General features: G+C 66.7%; 14 protein-coding genes and 1 riboswitch. Of the genes, 7 read left to right on the top strand and 7 right to left on the bottom strand.

Annotation, left to right across the window (positions count from 1 at the left end):
- Positions 1 to 54: 54 nt before the first annotated feature.
- Positions 55 to 450, bottom strand: a complete 396-nt coding sequence (locus QX108_RS13080; RefSeq protein WP_315725935.1) for a rhodanese-like domain-containing protein — start codon at positions 448 to 450, stop codon at positions 55 to 57.
- A 244-nt stretch (positions 451 to 694) separates the two neighbouring features.
- Between QX108_RS13080 and QX108_RS13085 the strand changes: the two genes are divergently transcribed.
- The 4 genes from QX108_RS13085 (at position 695) to QX108_RS13100 (ending at position 5,054) form a co-directional block, all read left to right on the top strand.
- Entirely contained in the window at positions 695 to 1,522 is an 828-nt protein-coding gene (locus QX108_RS13085) for an IclR family transcriptional regulator (RefSeq protein WP_315799409.1), read from the top strand.
- 15 nt (positions 1,523 to 1,537) lie between these two features.
- The gene (locus QX108_RS13090; protein WP_315785425.1) at positions 1,538 to 2,734 is read left to right on the top strand and encodes a CaiB/BaiF CoA-transferase family protein; all 1,197 of its coding nucleotides are present in this window, start codon (positions 1,538 to 1,540) and stop codon (positions 2,732 to 2,734) included.
- 80 nt (positions 2,735 to 2,814) lie between these two features.
- A complete protein-coding gene (locus QX108_RS13095; protein WP_172131755.1) occupies positions 2,815 to 3,801 on the top strand; it encodes a Bug family tripartite tricarboxylate transporter substrate binding protein in 987 nt (328 codons plus the stop codon).
- A gap of 32 nt (positions 3,802 to 3,833) precedes the next feature.
- A complete protein-coding gene (locus QX108_RS13100) occupies positions 3,834 to 5,054 on the top strand; it encodes an ABC transporter substrate-binding protein (protein ID WP_172110940.1) in 1,221 nt (406 codons plus the stop codon).
- 49 nt (positions 5,055 to 5,103) lie between these two features.
- Here QX108_RS13100 and QX108_RS13105 read toward each other — a convergent pair whose 3' ends face one another.
- From QX108_RS13105 to QX108_RS13115, 3 genes are all read right to left on the bottom strand, one after another.
- Positions 5,104 to 6,813, bottom strand: coding sequence for a sulfatase-like hydrolase/transferase (locus tag QX108_RS13105; protein ID WP_315785428.1), 1,710 nt, complete (start codon positions 6,811 to 6,813; stop codon positions 5,104 to 5,106).
- A gap of 193 nt (positions 6,814 to 7,006) precedes the next feature.
- Positions 7,007 to 7,702 (bottom strand): DUF3592 domain-containing protein, encoded by a 696-nt coding sequence (locus QX108_RS13110; RefSeq protein ID WP_315725923.1) that lies wholly within the window; start codon positions 7,700 to 7,702, stop codon positions 7,007 to 7,009.
- A gap of 152 nt (positions 7,703 to 7,854) precedes the next feature.
- Complete coding sequence (locus tag QX108_RS13115; protein WP_315785430.1) at positions 7,855 to 8,784, bottom strand: DUF2380 domain-containing protein; 930 nt, start codon at positions 8,782 to 8,784, stop codon at positions 7,855 to 7,857.
- Positions 8,785 to 8,973: 189 nt separating this feature from the next.
- Here QX108_RS13115 and QX108_RS13120 point away from each other — a divergent pair, with 189 nt between their 5' ends.
- Together QX108_RS13120 and QX108_RS13125 are read left to right on the top strand one after the other, a co-directional pair.
- Entirely contained in the window at positions 8,974 to 10,398 is a 1,425-nt protein-coding gene (locus QX108_RS13120) for a histidine kinase (RefSeq protein ID WP_315785625.1), read from the top strand.
- Positions 10,395 to 11,036, top strand: coding sequence for a response regulator transcription factor (locus tag QX108_RS13125; RefSeq protein ID WP_315725919.1), 642 nt, complete (start codon positions 10,395 to 10,397; stop codon positions 11,034 to 11,036). The genes QX108_RS13120 and QX108_RS13125 overlap by 4 nt, the downstream gene beginning before the upstream one ends.
- Before the next feature lie 30 nt (positions 11,037 to 11,066).
- Here the strand turns inward: QX108_RS13125 and QX108_RS13130 are convergent, their stop codons facing one another.
- Together QX108_RS13130 and QX108_RS13135 are read right to left on the bottom strand one after the other, a co-directional pair.
- Complete coding sequence (locus QX108_RS13130) at positions 11,067 to 11,372, bottom strand: hypothetical protein (protein ID WP_315785431.1); 306 nt, start codon at positions 11,370 to 11,372, stop codon at positions 11,067 to 11,069.
- Entirely contained in the window at positions 11,372 to 12,229 is an 858-nt protein-coding gene (locus tag QX108_RS13135; RefSeq protein ID WP_315725915.1) for an SDR family oxidoreductase, read from the bottom strand. Before QX108_RS13135 ends, QX108_RS13130 begins: the two co-directional genes overlap by 1 nt.
- Positions 12,230 to 12,773: 544 nt before the next feature.
- Here QX108_RS13135 and QX108_RS13140 point away from each other — a divergent pair.
- Positions 12,774 to 13,886: a DUF2336 domain-containing protein gene (locus tag QX108_RS13140; RefSeq protein ID WP_315785433.1), complete on the top strand. Its 1,113-nt coding sequence runs from the start codon at positions 12,774 to 12,776 to the stop codon at positions 13,884 to 13,886.
- 249 nt (positions 13,887 to 14,135) lie between these two features.
- On the opposite strand, the gene QX108_RS13145 is transcribed toward QX108_RS13140, so the two are convergent.
- Positions 14,136 to 16,088 (bottom strand): sulfatase-like hydrolase/transferase, encoded by a 1,953-nt coding sequence (locus QX108_RS13145; RefSeq protein ID WP_315785435.1) that lies wholly within the window; start codon positions 16,086 to 16,088, stop codon positions 14,136 to 14,138.
- A 211-nt stretch (positions 16,089 to 16,299) separates the two neighbouring features.
- A riboswitch (cobalamin riboswitch) is annotated at positions 16,300 to 16,518 on the top strand.
- Positions 16,519 to 16,591: the final 73 nt, after the last annotated feature.

Genomic DNA, 16,591 nt, shown 5'->3' on the forward strand with positions numbered 1-16,591 from the left:
CGCTCACTCCTCCGCGTCATTGCGAGCGGCTTGCGCCTGCCCCATGCACGCAGTCTACATTCCCGGATCGATCGGCTTCTCCACCGCGCCGCCATGCTCGGCCCAATCCTTGAAGCCGCCGATGTTGAACACCTTGTCGTAGCCGAGGTCTTTCAGCGCCTTGCCCGCCAGCGCCGCGCGGCCGCCGGAGGCGCAGTACAGAATGACGCTCTTGTCCTTGCTGAAGTTCTTGTCGTGATAGGGCGAGTCCGGATCGGCGCGGAATTCGAGCATGCCGCGCGAGACGTGGTGAGCGCCCTCGATCTTGCCGCTCTTCTCGACCTCCGGCGCATCGCGCACGTCGAGCACCAGCGTGTTGCCCTTGGCGATCATCGCCTGCGCCTCGGCCGGCGTGATCTTCGGCACCGCGGCGTTGGCGGCTTCCAGCATCTGCTTGACTGACGTCGACATCGATCTCCCTCCCGGATGTTGAAAGGACAGCGGTAGCGGGCCTGCCGCTGTCCCACAACCCACGATCGGGAGAGCGGCGGCCCGGCTGCCAAGGAGTGTCGATAATGGCCTTATGTCCACATAGTGGACGATAAATCGTGAGTTTTACAAATATGTGGACTCCCTTCCCACCATGGGTCATGCTGGCTCCATGACCGCCGCTTCAAGATCCTCGCTCCCCAGCCGCGATCGCGCCGTCGAAACGATGCTGGCTGATAGCGCCAGCGATGCTGCGTTTGCCACCACGCTGGCCAAGGGGTTGTTCGTGCTGGAGGCGTTCGGGATGGGGTCCGCCGTGCTCGGCAACATGGACATCTCGATCCGCACCGGCATCCCGCGGCCGACGGTCGCCCGGCTGACCCACACGCTCACCGAACTCGGCTACCTCGCCTTCGACCAGGCCCTCGCGAAATATCGCCTCGGCATTCGCGCGTTGCGGATGGCGCATCCGCTGCTCGCCGACATGCCGTTCCGGCAGGTCGCACGGCCGCTGATGCAGGATCTCGCCGCGAGCGTCCGCGGCACGGTGTCGATCGGCCTGCTCGACGGCAGCGCCATCGTCTATGTCGAGACCGCACGCTCCGGCGACGTCGGACCGCATGTTCCCGACATCGGCATGCCGATCACCGTGCTCGCGACCGCGATGGGCCGCGCGGCGGCGTCGATCCTGCCGCGGGAGGAGGCCGCGGGTTTCGACGCGCAGCTCGCCGCAGGAAATGCCGCGCAATGGAGCGACTTTTCCGCACTCTATTTCGACGGCATCGCACAATGCGCCGAGCGCGGATTCTGCACCTGCGTCGGAGAGTACATGCCAGCGATCCACGCGGTGGCGGCGCCGCTGCATTATGCGGCGAACTCCGGCCGCGCCTTCGCGATCAATTGCGGCATCCCCGCCTTCCGCCTGCAGCCGGGCCAGCTCGAGGCCGAGATCGGCCCGCGCATCAATGCGCTCGCCGCCAGCATCCGCGCACTCATCAACCAGGCCGAGCCCGAGATCAGCAGGCGCACGCCGCTGCCGGCGCGCGCACGCTGAGAGGCACGGAACGCCATGGCCGGACCGCTCGCAGGCTTGAAGGTTCTCGACATCGCGACGATCATCGCCGCGCCGTTCGCGGCCACGCTGCTCGCCGACTACGGCGCCGACGTCCTGAAGATCGAGATGCCGGGCCATGGCGACGGCGTCCGCACCTTCCCGCCGTTCAAGGACGGCAAGCCGCTGTGGTGGAAGACCGCCAACCGCAACAAGAGCTTTGCCACGCTCGATTTGCGCACGCCGGATGGGCTCGCGCTGTTCAAGCGGCTGCTGCCGCGCTTCGACGTGCTGATCGAGAACTTCCGACCCGGCACGCTCGACCGTTGGGGACTGTCGAAGGAGGTGCTGTGGTCGATCCAGCCGCGCCTGGTCATCCTGCGCGCCACCGCCTTCGGTCAGGACGGCCCATACAAGGATCGCCCCGGCTTCGCCCGCATCTTCGAGGCGATGGGCGGGCTCACCTACATCACCGGCGAGGCTGACGGCGAGCCGACCCATCCCGGCTATCCGATCGGCGACGCCATCGGCGGCACGTTCGGCGCAATCGGCGTGCTGGCCGCATTGTGGAAACGCGCTGCCGATCCCGACGCGCCGGGCGAGGAGATCGATCTCGCGCTGACCGAGGCGGTGTTCCGCCTGCTCGACGTCCTGCCGGTCGAGCACGACCAGCTCGGCTTCAGCCGCAGCCGGATCGGCAACGCCAACGGCTATTCGGCGCCGGCTGCGGTCTATCGCACCCGTGACGACTGCTGGGTGACCTTGGCCGGCTCCACCAACGCGCTCTATGCCGCCAACTGCCGCGCCATCGATCGCCCCGATCTGATCGCCGATCCGCGCTTCGCCGACAACGCCTCGCGCGTGCGGCACGCCGACGAGCTCAACGCGATCTTCGCTGCCTGGTGCGCCGCGCACGACCTGGATGATGTCCTCACCCGCTTCACTGCGGCCAACGGCACGATCGCGCCGATCTATGCGATCGATCAGATCGCGGCGGATCCGCAGGCCGTCGCACGCGAGATGATCACGCGCGTGCCCGATCGCGATTTCGGCTCGGTGGCGATGTCGAACATCGTGCCGCGCTTCGGCAACGATCCCGCGACGCTGCGCCATGCTGCCGGCGACGTCGGCCAGAACAATCGCGAGGTCTATCAGGGCTGGCTCGGACTATCAGACCAGGAAATGGACGATCTCGCGCGCCGGAAGGTGATCTGACGCTGATAACGACGACAAGGCGCGGCGACAAACGCGCCGAAGCCACCCGTCAAGGGATGCAACAGACAGGGAGACGCGCGATGAGACAACCGAGGATGACGCGCCGCGGCCTGCTCGGCGCAGGAGCCGCGCTGGCGATCGGCTCCGGCCATCGCGCACGCGCCCAGGCCGACTGGCCGACCCGCATGGTGCGGCTGATCTGCCCCTATGGCGCCGGCGGCGCCAGCGACATCTCGCTGCGCATCCTGGCCACCGAGTTCGAGCATCATCTCGGCCAGCAGTTCATCGTCGAGAACAAGCCGGGCGCCGGCAGCCGCATCGCCAACGACGCCGTGGCGCGCGCCGCACCCGACGGCTACACCCTGCTCTACGCCGCCGCGCCCTACGTCACCGCCGAGGCGCTGTTCGGCAAGCTGACCTACGATCCCGCCAAGGATCTTCGCCCCGTCGCGGGCACCATCGTGGCGCCGATCTTCCTGATGATCAGCGCGACGGCGCCGTTCAAGACGCTGGCCGAGCTGATCGCCTACGGCAAGTCCAAGCCCGAGGGCCTGACCTTCGCCTCGCCCGGCGCCGGCTCGCAGCCGCATCTCGCCGCCGAGTTGCTGTTTCGTGACGCCAAGGTCACCGGCCTCAACATTCCCTTCCGCGGCGACTCGATGGCCTACACCGAGCTGCTGGCCGGCCGCGTCGATGCGACGCTGACCGCGATCAGCACCGCCCTGCCCTATATCCAGGCCGGCCAGTTCCGGGTGCTCGGCGTCGCCGCCACGGAGCCGAGCAAGATCTATCCGCAGGCGCCGACGCTGCGCGAGCAGGGCCTGCCGAACGTGGTCGCGTCGGGCTGGTACGGCTTCATGGCGCCGGGCGCGACGCCGCAACCCATCGTCGACCGGCTGTCGCGCGAGATCCTCGCCGATCTCGCCGCCCCCGAGGTGAAGCAGAAGCTGCTTGCGCAAGGGCTCGACGTGCAGCCGCGCGATCCCATGGCGTTCGGCCAATTCATCGCCGACGAAACCAGCAAATGGAGCGCGGTCATCCGCGACGCCGCCATCAAGGCCGAATGAGTTTCATAAAAAATAGTCAGGGAGTGAACGTCATGAGGAATGGATTTTCGGCGTTGGCTGCGCTCGCGCTGCTGCTTGCATCGACTGCGCCGGGATTGGCCGCCGACAAGAAGTACGACACCGGCGCCAGCGACAGCGAGATCAAGGTCGGCCAGACCGTGCCGCTGAGCGGTCCGGCCTCGGCCTATGCCACGATCGGCAAGGCGCAGGCCGCCTATATGAAGATGATCAACGACCAGGGCGGCGTGAACGGGCGCAAGATCAACCTGATCCAATATGACGACGCCTATTCGCCGCCGAAGACGGTCGAGCAGGTGCGCAAGCTGGTCGAGAGCGACGAGGTGCTGCTGACGTTCCAGATCATCGGCACCGCGCCGAACGTCGCCGTGCAGAAATATCTCAACTCGAAGAAGGTGCCGCAGCTGTTCGCGGCCACCGGCGCCGCGCGCTTCACCGATCCCAAGAACTTTCCTTGGACGATGGGCTTCAATCCGAGCTACGTCGTCGAGGGCCGCATCTACGGCCAATACATTCTCAAGACCCATCCCAACGCCAAGATCGGCGTTCTCTACCAGAACGACGATCTCGGCCGCGACTATCTCGCCGGCCTCAAGGCCGGGCTCGGCGACAAGGCGGCCAAGATGATCGTGGCTGAATCCTCGTACGAGATCACCGAGCCGACGATCGACTCGCACATCCTCAAGCTCAAGGACGCCGGCGCAGACCTGCTGTTCAGTGCCTCGACGCCGAAGCAGGCGGCGCAGGCCATCAAGAAGGTCGCCGAGCTCGGCTGGAAGCCGGTCCACATCGTCGACATCAATGCCAATTCTCTGGGCGCGACCCTGAAGCCTGCCGGGCTCGAGAATGCCAAGGGGCTGATCAGCGTCGGCTACGTCAAGGATCCGCTCGAGGAGGGCTTCAAGAACGACCCCGGCGTGCAGCGCTATCTCGCCTTCATGGAGAAGTACTATCCCGACGGCGACAAGGGCTCGAACTTCAACGTCTATGGCTACATCACCGCCGAGCTGCTGGTTCAGGTGTTGAAGCAATGCGGCGACGAGCTGACGCGCGACAACGTGCTGAAGCAGGCCACCCATCTCGACCATGTCGAGCTCGGCATGCTGCTGCCGGGCATCAGCATCACGACCTCGCCGACGGATTATCGCGTCAACAAGCAGTTGCAGATGATCCAGTTCGATGGCGCGCACTGGCAGAACATCGGAGGCATCGTCACCGATGCGGCTGCGGAGTAGCCGTGGCGCAGAGACCCACCCTGCCCCGGCCGACGTCCACGTCGGCCGGTCACAGCCCCCGGATCAGTTCGGCGTCGATCAGCATGCGGTTGAAGCGGCGGGCTTCGGCGCCGTCGCCGCAGGCATAGAACACGCCCTTGCAGCGGAGCATGATGTCCTTCTGCTCGGCGAAGGACGGATCGAGCGGAATGCCTGCGGCCTCCAAGGTGACCAGCGGCAGATAGGCGGCGTCGATCCTGTCCATCACGACCTCGCTCGGCCGCGGCGCGAAATTGACGGCATCGACAGCATAGTAGGTCGCGTAATAACGCGGATCGTAGCTCTCCAGCTTCTGGCCGATGCCGGCCTCGTCGAGCTTGGGATCGAGGATGTGCGGCGAGAACTCCGGCTGGTGGTCGCCGTAGCGCACGATCAGGAACGGCTGGTCGCCGAACCGCTTCTTCAGATTGGCGAGAAAGCGTTGATAGTCCGCCGCGCTCATCGCCTGCCGGCGCAGATATTCGTCGATCGCCGGCAGATTGCCGGGCGCGCGCCAGGACGGCGTCAGGTCGGGCCGGAAGGTGGTCTCCCAGGGGAAATGGTTGGCCGCGAGGTAGACGAACATGAACAGCGGCTTGCCCGGCTTCCGCTGCTGCATCAGATCGAGCGCGGCGTCGTAGAAGAAGCCGTCGGGCTCGACGCCCTTGGCGCCGAGATCGCGCGCATCGAGGAAACGGTCGACGCCGACGGTGGTCTGGAAGCTGCGCGCGTTCATGAAGGCGCCATGCGCGGGGTACAGCGACACCGTGTCGTAACCGCAATTGCGCAGCGCCAACGGCAATCCGCGCTCCACCCGGCCGGACGCGATCCGGGTCACGAAATAGGCGAAGCGGCCGAACGAGCGCGACGACAGCCCGGCGAGCACATTGTATTCGGTGAACCAGCTCGGGCCGCCATTGCTCTCGGCCATGAACTGGCGCGCCTTGCCGTCGAACGACTTGAAGTGGCTGCCATAGCCCGCGGGCACCTTGATGCCCTCAGCCGAGCGGATGTCGAAGCTCGACTCGTCGTGGATCAGCACGATGTTCGGCCGCCGCCCGGCCGGATGGCAGGAGTCCGGGACGAAGGCGGCCAGCTTGCGGTCGGCCGTGGCATCGGATTCCATGAAGCCGTTGGCGAGGAAGTCCGACACCGCGGTCACGCCGGAGCGCGCGAACTTCGAGAGGTAGCCGTCGTCGTAATAGCCGCGCCAAGCCTCGTCGCGCCAATTGAGCGAATACAGCGTCAGCGCCGCGAGGCAGGCGAGCTTGCCGGCGAGCGCCGGCAGCCGCGCGATCCGGAACGGATCGGCCCACCACAGCAATCCCATCAGCGGCAGCACCACGGCCGCCGCCACCAGCACCGACAGCTTGAGGTTCGGAAAGATCGTGAACAGGAACGCCGCACTGTCGTGGTCGATCAGCATCACGTCGACGAAGTTCGCGGTCATCTGGACCACGGCATGCTTGAGCTGCGACAGCAGCACCAGCACCACCACCATGGTGAGGGCCAGCGCACCCGATACCGCAGGGCGCCGCAGCAGCACCAGCCAGAAGCCGTTCAGGATGCCCCAGGCCAGGAGGAAGCCGAGCCGCGCGCCGAAATCGGTCTCGGTGTGCAGCATCAGGGCCAATGCGGCCACATGGGGGGCGGCGACAGCCGACAGCCGCGCGACGTTTGAACGCGTCGCACTGGCCGCAGTCAGCGTCGTGATCGGTTCGTGGTTCGGGGTCAGTGACATCGGGCGGTTGAAAGCGGGCGGTCGAAAGCAGCGCCCCTCGCCGGCGAATGCCGGCAGATCGAGGCAGCCTCATCCTGTCATGTGACCGTAATGAAATCGTCACAAATAACAACAGCCCGGATTTGCCCGGAGTGAGGGCGTGTCCTCTGGTCGCAGCCGCCGGGCGATGCGCGCGGAGCTTCTGCCGTCGTTGTCAAACGTTCATCATCCGGCGTTGCGGATGCGGCGCGCTTCGCATCGTCCGGGACGCCGGACGGCCTGCCGTCCTGGCGCGGACACGCGCCCCGAAACGGCGAAGGAAAGGCCAGCCGAGCAACACCGCTCCACCGAACGGCAACAGCGGCAGCAGCAGATTCGAGCTTCGATCGCGATCCACGATGGCAAAGCGCGAGGTCTCGTTGCCGCGGTAGAGCACCGCGACCCGGTCGCCGACGCGATAGCGGGGCGAGCTGCCGCCGAAATCTTCGAAGCGCGCCAGCGCACCCGAGGCGGTCGCGAACTCGATCACCGGATAATATGTCGGCTCTCGATCGAGACCATTGGCATCGGGTCTGACCACGACGACCCGGCCCTCCGCGCGCAGCCCCGTCAATTCCAGATAGGCGATGTAGCCCGCGATGACGATCGTCGCGGCGAGGAGAATGGCCGCACTGATGCCGGCAACCGGTGACGGTGCCGGCGCCCGCTTGGCCCGCCGGTGAGGCGCCTTGGCTGCGGCCGCCATGAACAGCAGAGCAATCTGAGCAGGCACGCCCAGGAATTGATGATCGAACATTCCAATGCCCCCGCGGAAAGCTGCATCGAAAAAACCAATCATGGGTAAAATACGACACGCGAATCCGGCACGACCATCGGATGGCGCGTGCAGCCGATCCGATAGGCGAGTCAATTCCGCGGCTTAGCCGTCATTCAGCGGCACGCGTAAAATTGCGCGCGGTGATGGCTTAGCCGGCCGATGTCGCCATATTCCCACACCGACGGACGCCTCTGCCGCCCGATGATTCGTGAACACGGTCCCCGACACCACGACGACGGGCCTGGTCAGCGTTCGGAGGCGCCGCTGCCGAGCAGACGCTCACGCACCAATCGCGCGGCGCCGCGGCTCCACGAGTCATTGGCGCCGAGGCGCAGCCCGCTGTCGCCCGAAGCCACCAGCGCGCCGGTATCCGCCTGGCGGACGCGGAAACCGATGACATACTCGGTGCGGCCGATCCGCCTCACGATCCCAAGCAGCGACTGCTGGGCGCCGAGCGCGCGAGCAGCGCGAGCTTCGCAATCATCGCACGCGCGCAGGGCCTGGCCGGGCTCGCCAGCCGGCTCCATGAGGCGATAGCGGCCGGACTGCGCCAGCACCTGGCGCACCGCCTGGGTCGCCTCCTGCAGCTGCTTGCGGTCGGCATCGCTCTCGCCAAGCGCAGCACCCGCGCTGGTGTCGTCGAGCTCGAACGGCAGCAGGGCCAGCCGGATCGGCTCGGGCGCGGACAGTGCATCGCGGACCTGGCGCGAGACGAAGACCTCGGCGCGCTCCCAGGCCTCGTCGGAGTCGCCGCGGAAGGTGAAGACCTTGTCGAACACGACCCGCCGGGTAGCGACGTCGATGGCCGCCGCGCGCGCCCATTGCACCAGGGTGGAGAGCTTCTGGACGCCGCCGGTGATCACCACGGTGGCGCCGGCCTCGGCGGCCATCCGCAATCGCGCCTCCGATGACGCCTCGGTCGTACAGGACGGCGCGCAGGACGGGCTGACCGGCCGCAGGCGCGGGTCGGCGGCGACGTCGCGGCGAAGCCCGGCGACGAAGTCCTGCAGCCGGCGTTGATGCGCCGCGGTCTGGTCCACGGGCTCGCCGGAGGTGTCGAGATAACTGAAATCGTCGACCAGCACGGCCGGAACCTGGTCGGAAGCGGCGCGGACCGGGCCTGCCGCGAGGACGAGCGCGACAATGAGGCGGCGGGCGAAGCGGGTGTTTGACATCGAGGCCTCTCGCGTAAGGGTTGCATGGCCGCAAGGCTAGACGCGCGCGCTCACCGCAGAACCGGTCACGGTCCCGACGGGACACGGGAAAATTTCACGACGTGGCGGCGAGCGGGCCACCGCGCTTTCTGCCGCGACGGTTCTGCCGTTAAATGCCGAAGGGGGTGGGCTGCCATGGGCGCGCTGAAGATGTGGAGCCGCTACGATCTCAAATACCGACTGACCTTGCGCATCGCCGTGGTGGCGACGTTGTGCTTTGCATCGATCTGCGGCTACGTCCTGTTCGACCTCGACCGGTCGGCGCATGCGCGCAACGCACGGATCGCCGAGATCACGGCGCGAACCCTGCAGTTGCAGCAGAGCAAGATGCACTGGGTCAACAGCCCGCCATCCGGCTTCCCCGACCTCGATGCAGTCGCGGCCGCAGCGATGGCCCCCGGCCTGTGCATCGCCTATCGCGGCATCGACGGCAACGTCGTGCAGCGCATCTGCGGCGGCGCCGCAGCTGACATCGACGACCCGCCCCGCGCCTTCGCCATGCTGTATCAGCCATTGTTCGATCCCGGTCGCGAGGCGACACGGCCAGTCACGTACCGCGACAGCCGGACCGGCGATGCGGTGGTCTGGATCGATGCCAGCGTCATGACAGCGGAGGCCTGGCGTGAGCTCCGCCGGCTGCTGCCCGTGCTCGGAACGGCGCTGGTGCTGTTGTGCGCATTGTCGCATGCGGCGCTCGCCCGCGCGCTGCGCCCGACCCGCCTGATCCGCGCCGGGCTGCAGCGGATCGCCGCCAACGATCTGTCGGCCCGGCTGCCGCCCTTCGACCTCGCCGAGCTCTCCGCGATCCGCGACGCCTTCAATCAGCTCGCCGAGGGACTGGAAACGGCGCTCGCCCAACGCGGCGAACTGACCCGGCGTCTCATGGCTCTGCAAGACGACGAGCGGCGTCATCTCGCCCGTGAGCTGCACGACGAGTTCGGGCAATCGCTCGCAGCGGTCCGTGCGCTCGCAGCCTCGATCCGGCAGACGGCTGCACAGGATTGCCCCGGCCTCGTCGCGGAATGCGACGGCATTGCGCGCACCGCGACCGGCATGATGGACTGCTTGCGCGGCACCTTGGTGCGACTGCGTCCGCCCGACGTCGACGAGCTCGGCCTGGCTGCCAGCCTCGAAGGCCTCGTGGCCGGCTGGAACAGGCGCCAGCACGGACTGATCCAATTCGAGATCAGCCTGACGCCCGAGGTGGATCGCCTGCCCGGCATCGTCGCCACCAATATCTACCGGATCGCCCAGGAGGCGCTCACCAATGCCGTCAAGCACGCCGACGCCACGCGGGTGCGGCTGCAATTGAGGCTTCACGACGGACCGGAGCATGGCGCGCCGGCCAGCGCGGCCGTGCTCACCGTCGACAACGACGGGGCCGCCGGCGAAGCTCCCGGAAAATCAGGCCTGGGCCTGCTCGGCATGCGCGAGCGCGTCGCCTCCATGGAGGGGCGGATGAGCTTCGCGGCCGCCGCCGGCGGCGGCGCGCGCCTCCGGGTCGAAATTCCGGTCGCGCTCCCATCCGACCTGTCGTGTGAAGGGACACGGCCGGCAACGCCGTATGCGGCATGACGGCGGCCGCCGGCACCATCATGCTGGTCGATGACCATGCCGTGGTGCGCGAAGGCTACCGCTCGATGCTGCAGAAGCAGCCGGGACTGCGCGTGGTCGCCGAAGCCGCTGACGGCGCGGAAGCGTACCGGCTGTTCAAGGAGGTCAGGCCCGATCTCGTCATCATGGACCTGACCATGCCCGGCGTCGGCGGCATCGAAGGCATTCGCCGCATCCGGCAATGGGATCGCAGCGCGCGGATCCTGGTGTTCACGATGCATGAGAATGCGGGATTTGCCGTGCAGGCGATCCGCGCCGGCGCGCGCGGCTACGTCACCAAGAGCAGTCCGCCGGAGACGCTTCTGCGCGCCGTCAAGGACGTGCTCGCAGGTGCCATCGCGATCAGCCCCGACATCGATCACGAGCTCGCGCTCAGCCGGCTGTCCGGCGAGAAGGCGGCCGCCGACGTGCTGACGGCGCGCGAGTTCGAAGTGATGCAGATGCTGCTGGCCGAGCGCACCACCGACGAGATCGCGTCGGCGCTCCATCTCAGCCCCAAGACGATCGCCAACCTGCACTCGCTGATCAAGGACAAGCTCGGCGTCGCCAGCGACATCGAGCTGGTGCGGCTGGCGCTGCGCCAGGGCCTGCTGAGCTGACGCGGCGGATCGCCATGATCCCGAGACGCGTCAGGATCGGTCGGAGACGATGCGCGGTGCTCCCGCCGCTTCCGGCGCCGCAGTGGCATCATCGTCGATCAGGTGGAACTCCCGCCCCAACCGGCGCTGCACGCTCATCACGGCGCGGTCGATGTCGCTGATCAGACTGTCGCCGAGGATGACGTGAGGGATCTCCCAGTTGCGACCGTTGCGGACATCGAGCCGCTGGAGGGCCGGCACCCGCGCCGTCTCGCACCCCGGCTGCTCCCGGATGGCCTCCTCGACCAGGCGGGTCAACTCCGCCCGGGTCTTGCCCGTGGTGGTCATCGTGGCCATCAGGCCTTGGTCGGAGGCATCAGGCCGAGCCGCTTGGCCACGATGCGGTCGACGGCTCGCTTGGGAAGCAAGCGCACGATCCATTGCCGCAACGGGTCGGGCGCGATCTCGTAGCGCACCTTGGGCGCCGGCACCGTCAGCGCCTCGAACACCCGTTCGCCGATGGTCTCGGCCGGAAGCCCGGTCTTGCCGAGATGCAGCATGAAGCCGCGCACCTTCTGCAGCGCCGGAAAGAACGGCGAAGCCTGGAACGGCGACAGATCGACCTCCTCGGCCTTGGCCCAGATCGGCGTCTTCACCGCGCCGGGCGCGACGATGATGACGTCGATGCCGAACAGCATCAGCTCGCGGCGCAGGCTTTCGGACAGCCCCTCGACCGCATGCTTGGAGGTCGAATACGGCGCCATCAGCGGATTGCCGTTGCGGCCCGCGACCGAGCTGATCATCACGATCCGCCCGGGTGGGCCGGTCATGGCCGGATCAGCCCCGAGCAGCGGCGCAAACGCCTGGGTGGCGATGACCGGGCCGATGACGTTCACCTCCATCTGATGGCGAAACTGGTCGATCGGCAGCTCCGTCACGGGACCGGCGACCGCAATGCCGGCATTGTTGACGAGCCCGGCGAGCGCCTCGCCCCCGAGCGCCGCTCGCACCTGTTGTGCGGCCGCCTTCACTGCCGCCTCGTCGGTCACGTCGAACAGCAGCGGCGTGAAATCGGCACCTAGCTCGCCGCGCAACCGCTCCGCGTCTTCAGGCTTGCGAACGCTCCCGAACACGCGGAAGCCGCGTGCGAGCAGGAGCTTCGAACAGGCGTACCCAATCCCGGTAGATGCCCCGGTGACGACGACGGATTTCATGGCGACCTCAGTGTGTTGCGAACCGATTATCGCACGAGATCGGGCATCATGCTGGCGCTGTTTTCCTGCGCGACGGCCGTGCCCGCTGGCCTCCATCGCGAGCGCCACGAGGACAGCGGACTCCGTATGACGGGGGCACGACAGGCCACGTCAAGAATGTGATTTAAGTTTCAATTCTTGGGAAGATGAGAGCTGACGTCAGATCGAGGGTCGCGCACAAACTGGATGAAGCAAGGCCGATGACCTTATGGGATCATTAACCTTTCGGCCTGACACCCCGGCGCCGACAGCTCCTCGCCCGAAGGCGACGGCGCGGGTCACCCCAACATTTGCGGCGGCAGGCGCATGGGCCTCGTTCCGCTCTGCGTCGAGCGATACACGCTTCGTCTTAATTTTCCGTATCCGTGTTTCCCCGGAGTACTACGTCCCGCTCCCCTAACACATTGTTATCGCCCATGCCGAAAACTGGGGCCGCCGAGAGCCCTGCAGCGGACCAGACGCGCATCGCTGCCGCTCCGGACATCCGGACCAGACGAGCGCCACAGTGCATCAGCCAGAACAGCTTCCGCCTTCAGAACACTCGATCATCTCCGAACTCGAGGCGGCCGTTCGCGGCGGCTCCTCGGAGAAGCGCGTCAACACGCTGCGCCAGGTCACCAACCTGTTCCTGCACGACGGCGAACGCCTCAGCGAGGACCAGATCAAGGTGTTCGACAACGTTCTGTGCATGCTGGTCGCGCGCGTCGAGACCCGTGCCCGGGCCGAGCTCAGCAAGCACCTCGCGCCGGTCGACTATGCGCCCGTGGAGTTGATCCAGCAGCTCGCGCGGGACGACGAAATTTCGGTCGCCGAGAACGTGCTGATGCACTCGACCCGGCTGACCGAGCACACGCTGGTCGAGGTCGCGGCGACCAAGGGCCAGGATCACCTGATGGCGATCTCGAGCCGCCCGCATCTGACCGAGGCGGTGACCGACATCATCGTCGATCGCGGCGAACGCCGGGTCATCCGCAAGCTCGCCAACAACCAGACCGCACGCTTCTCCGAGACCGGCTATTCCGGGATGATGGCGCATGCCGAGGACGATGACGAGCTGTCCGAGATCATCGGGCTGCGCGTCGACCTGCCCACCAAGCATCTGCGCGACCTGCTCCGCCGCGCCACCGACTCGGTGCGCGCCAAGCTGATGGCTTCGGCGCCGCCGGCGCTGCAACAGGAGATCAAGAAGGTCATCAAGGCGATCGCGGACGTTGCGCGCAGCGACGGCGGCCTGGTCGGGCGCGACTTCACGCTGGCCGAAGAGGCCGTCAAGCGCATGAAGGGGCTGAACGAGCTGAACGATCCCGCCATCGCCTTCTTCGCCGAGACCCGCCGATTCGGCGAGGTCGCCGCGGCGCTCGGCCTGCTCAACAACGTGCCGACCGAGATGATGGCCAAGGTGCTGGAAGGCCCACGCACCGACATCGTCCTGATCCCGTGCCGCGCCGCGGGCCTGGCCTGGTCGGTGGTGTCCAAGATCCTGACCCACCGCCCGATCAAGCACGCCATCGACACAGACACCCTGAAGCTCGCCGAGCGCGACTATGGCAAGCTGTCGCTCGACACCGCCCAGCGCACCCTGCGGTTCTGGATGGTGCACAACAAGGTGGAGAAATGAGCGGGGGCTTGCAATCCGTCTCGGGAACGTCCCGCGCCGCCTCCCTCACGTTTCGCGCTCGTCTCTGCGAACGCGGGGATCCATACCGCGTGATGTGAGTTGCGGAGCAGGTCCTGGTCGTCGTCCTTCGCAACACGGCGTCCGGTGGCTTTGGGTCCCGGCTCAAGGCCGGGACGACAGCTTTGGGTGTCGCAAGCAGCCGGGCCTCTCGAACGAACGCCCGAACCAAGAGAAGTCCAACAAGCCGCCTTACAGATCCCGCCGCTCCAGCGCCGCGAGCAGCACGGCCAGTTCATCCGCCGCCTTCTGCACCACCGGCTGGCTGGTCCACGCCGGCAACGTCTCGCGCGCCCGTGGCGGCGTCCCGTCGACCTGGACGAGATTCTCGACCTCGTTCGGATCGCGCGTGAGATCATACATCTCCCATTGCTGCGCCGCCTTGCCCGACGGATCGAAATAGCGCGACAGCTTGTACTCCCTGGTCCTGACGCAACGGACATGGTTGGGCTGCCGCACCGGACCCGGCGTGATCGTCCTCACCGGGCCCTTGCCGTGATGGCCTTCGCGCACGGCGGCGACGACCTTATCGTAGAGGTCGAACTCAGCCAGTGACTGCCGATTGTGGGCGTTGTTCTCCGGCGGCAGCGGCTCGGTGATCTCGTCATCGGTGATGAACAGCACGCCCTGGCGCGGCTTGCCGTCAGGCTCGATCACAACATCGGTCTCGCCGCGCAGCAGCGGACTCAGGTCGACGCCGCGCAGCGCCGGCACCGGCCGGCTCGCGGAAAGCTTTCGCGCGATGTCCTCGCGCTCCCTCGCTTTGACTCCTGCAAGGCCAAGCACCGTCGGCAGCATGTCGATGTGGCTGGTCAGCGCATCGCTTGCCCGCAATGGCTGGTCGTGGCGGCCGGGCGGAAACTGCACCACGACCGGCACGTGCAGCGCCTCCTGATAGGCGGCGTGCCACTTCTCCATCATCATGCCGTGGGCGGCGGCGTATTCGCCGTGGTCGCTGAAGAAGACGACGATGGTGTTGGACGCCTGCCCCGTCTCCTCCAGCGTCTGCAGCACTTGGTCGATATGGGCATCGACCACCGCATGCAGCCAGGCATAGAGCTGGATGAACTTGCGGCAGGCCTCGTCGGGATGATCGGTGAGCTGGAACGGGATCGAGCTGCGCAGCGCGAGATCGACGGCGGCATTGGAGTCGCCCTTGTCCTTGCCGGACAGCGCGTTGTAGCCGGTCTTGGCCGCCAGCGCCAAACCCATCTTGTAGGCGTAATCGTGCTGGCATGACGGCTTGCCGGCGAGCGTCTCGTTCATGGTCGGCGGCGCATGGGCGCTGTCTTGCGGAAAGTCGAGCGGATTGAGCGGGACCACGGCCGTTCCGGCGGTCGGCGGCGGCGTACCCTGCCCTTCCAGCGGCACGGTGAGCGGGCCGAACACCGATTGCTGCTTGCCGGACTGATCCGGCGACGGCAGCGCCTGGCTGATCACGGCCGGATAGGTCGCGATATCGTGCGGATTGACGAACGACGCCACGGCAAACCACGGCTTGACGTCGGAGGGATCGGGGGCCGCCGCATCCGGATCGCGCGCATCGGCTTCGGCCACGACGCGGTTGTAGTTGAGCGCGAGCGCCTGGCGGCGGATGAAGGCACAGACGGAATCGGTGAAGCCGGCGTCGCGATAGAGCCCGAGATTGTTGGTCTGCGCGCCATGCGGCTCGGGATAGGACTGCTCCCAATTGTCGAAGCCATAGCGCTGCAGCGAATGGTCCGGCGGATTGCTGACGTGCCACTTGCCGAAATAATGCGTGGCGTAGCCTGCCTCGCGCATCCAATTGCCGAGGGTGGGAATGCCGTCGGCCGCGAGCCAGGGGAAGTTCGGCGAGTCGCCGTTCTTGAACAGGCCGTCGGTCTGGGTGACGCCGGTCTTGGTGCCGTACTGCCCGGTATAGATGGTGGCGCGGCTCGGCGTGCAGGCGCTGGCGGCAATGGTGTGATTGCGCAGCAGCACCGCATTGCGCCGCAGCCGCAGCAGGCCCGGAAAGAATTTGGCGTAAGGGTTGTCGACACCGATGTCCTCGCTGAAGCCGAGGATGCGCTTCAAGGGCTCGGCGAAGCCGTGATCGGCACCATAGGAGAAACGCGGGAAGCGATACTGATCACAGGTGACGAGCAGGATGTTCGGGCGGCTCATGACGGGCTCCTATCGATGATCTCCGGGAGGACACCCGGCGACGACGCCTTCTCTCCCATGCAGCCAGGGGAGACGTATGAAGCCGATCACAATCTCAGGTAGTTTTCCATTGTGGAAATTCGAGTGGATGTCTCGTCGATCGCGCGGTCGGCAATTGAGGGGATCGATCAGGGCTTGCTCCCGCCGGCGATTGACTCCGCCACAGGCGCGCTTCTACGGTGATCGTGACGGTGCCCCTCGACCGGGGCTCAAAAGGGAATGCGGTGCCGGACGCCTCGCGCAAGCGACGTGATCGAAGGCCGCAGCTGCCCCCGCAACTGTAAGCGGCGAATCTCGCGTCAGATGCCACTGGGAAATCTCGGTCCCGGGAAGGCGACGTGGAGGTGACGACCCGCGAGCCAGGAGACCTGCCGTCAGCCGTGGTCACACGCGAGGATGCCGGTCGGGGCGTTATTGGCATCGTTTTCAGGCAGGCCCGCCAAGGCCTGCATGAGACCTCGTTC

It is taken from the genome of Bradyrhizobium sp. SZCCHNR1002, from assembly GCF_032381435.1.
Lineage (GTDB): Bacteria > Pseudomonadota > Alphaproteobacteria > Rhizobiales > Xanthobacteraceae > Bradyrhizobium > Bradyrhizobium aeschynomenes.

Bases quoted from the DNA above. Each gene is read 5' to 3' on its own strand.
- QX108_RS13100 (WP_172110940.1), top strand. From the start codon at position 3,834: ATGAGGAATGGATTTTCGGCGTTGGCTGCGCTCGCGCTGCTGCTTGCA.
- QX108_RS13130 (WP_315785431.1), bottom strand. From the start codon at position 11,372: ATGGCCACGATGACCACCACGGGCAAGACCCGGGCGGAGTTGACCCGC.
- QX108_RS13105 (WP_315785428.1), bottom strand. From the start codon at position 6,813: ATGTCACTGACCCCGAACCACGAACCGATCACGACGCTGACTGCGGCC.
- QX108_RS13080 (WP_315725935.1), bottom strand. From the start codon at position 450: ATGTCGACGTCAGTCAAGCAGATGCTGGAAGCCGCCAACGCCGCGGTG.
- QX108_RS13085 (WP_315799409.1), top strand. From the start codon at position 695: ATGCTGGCTGATAGCGCCAGCGATGCTGCGTTTGCCACCACGCTGGCC.
- QX108_RS13120 (WP_315785625.1), top strand. From the start codon at position 8,974: ATGTGGAGCCGCTACGATCTCAAATACCGACTGACCTTGCGCATCGCC.
- QX108_RS13090 (WP_315785425.1), top strand. From the start codon at position 1,538: ATGGCCGGACCGCTCGCAGGCTTGAAGGTTCTCGACATCGCGACGATC.
- QX108_RS13135 (WP_315725915.1), bottom strand. From the start codon at position 12,229: ATGAAATCCGTCGTCGTCACCGGGGCATCTACCGGGATTGGGTACGCC.
- QX108_RS13145 (WP_315785435.1), bottom strand. From the start codon at position 16,088: ATGAGCCGCCCGAACATCCTGCTCGTCACCTGTGATCAGTATCGCTTC.
- QX108_RS13125 (WP_315725919.1), top strand. From the start codon at position 10,395: ATGACGGCGGCCGCCGGCACCATCATGCTGGTCGATGACCATGCCGTG.
- QX108_RS13095 (WP_172131755.1), top strand. From the start codon at position 2,815: ATGAGACAACCGAGGATGACGCGCCGCGGCCTGCTCGGCGCAGGAGCC.
- QX108_RS13115 (WP_315785430.1), bottom strand. From the start codon at position 8,784: ATGTCAAACACCCGCTTCGCCCGCCGCCTCATTGTCGCGCTCGTCCTC.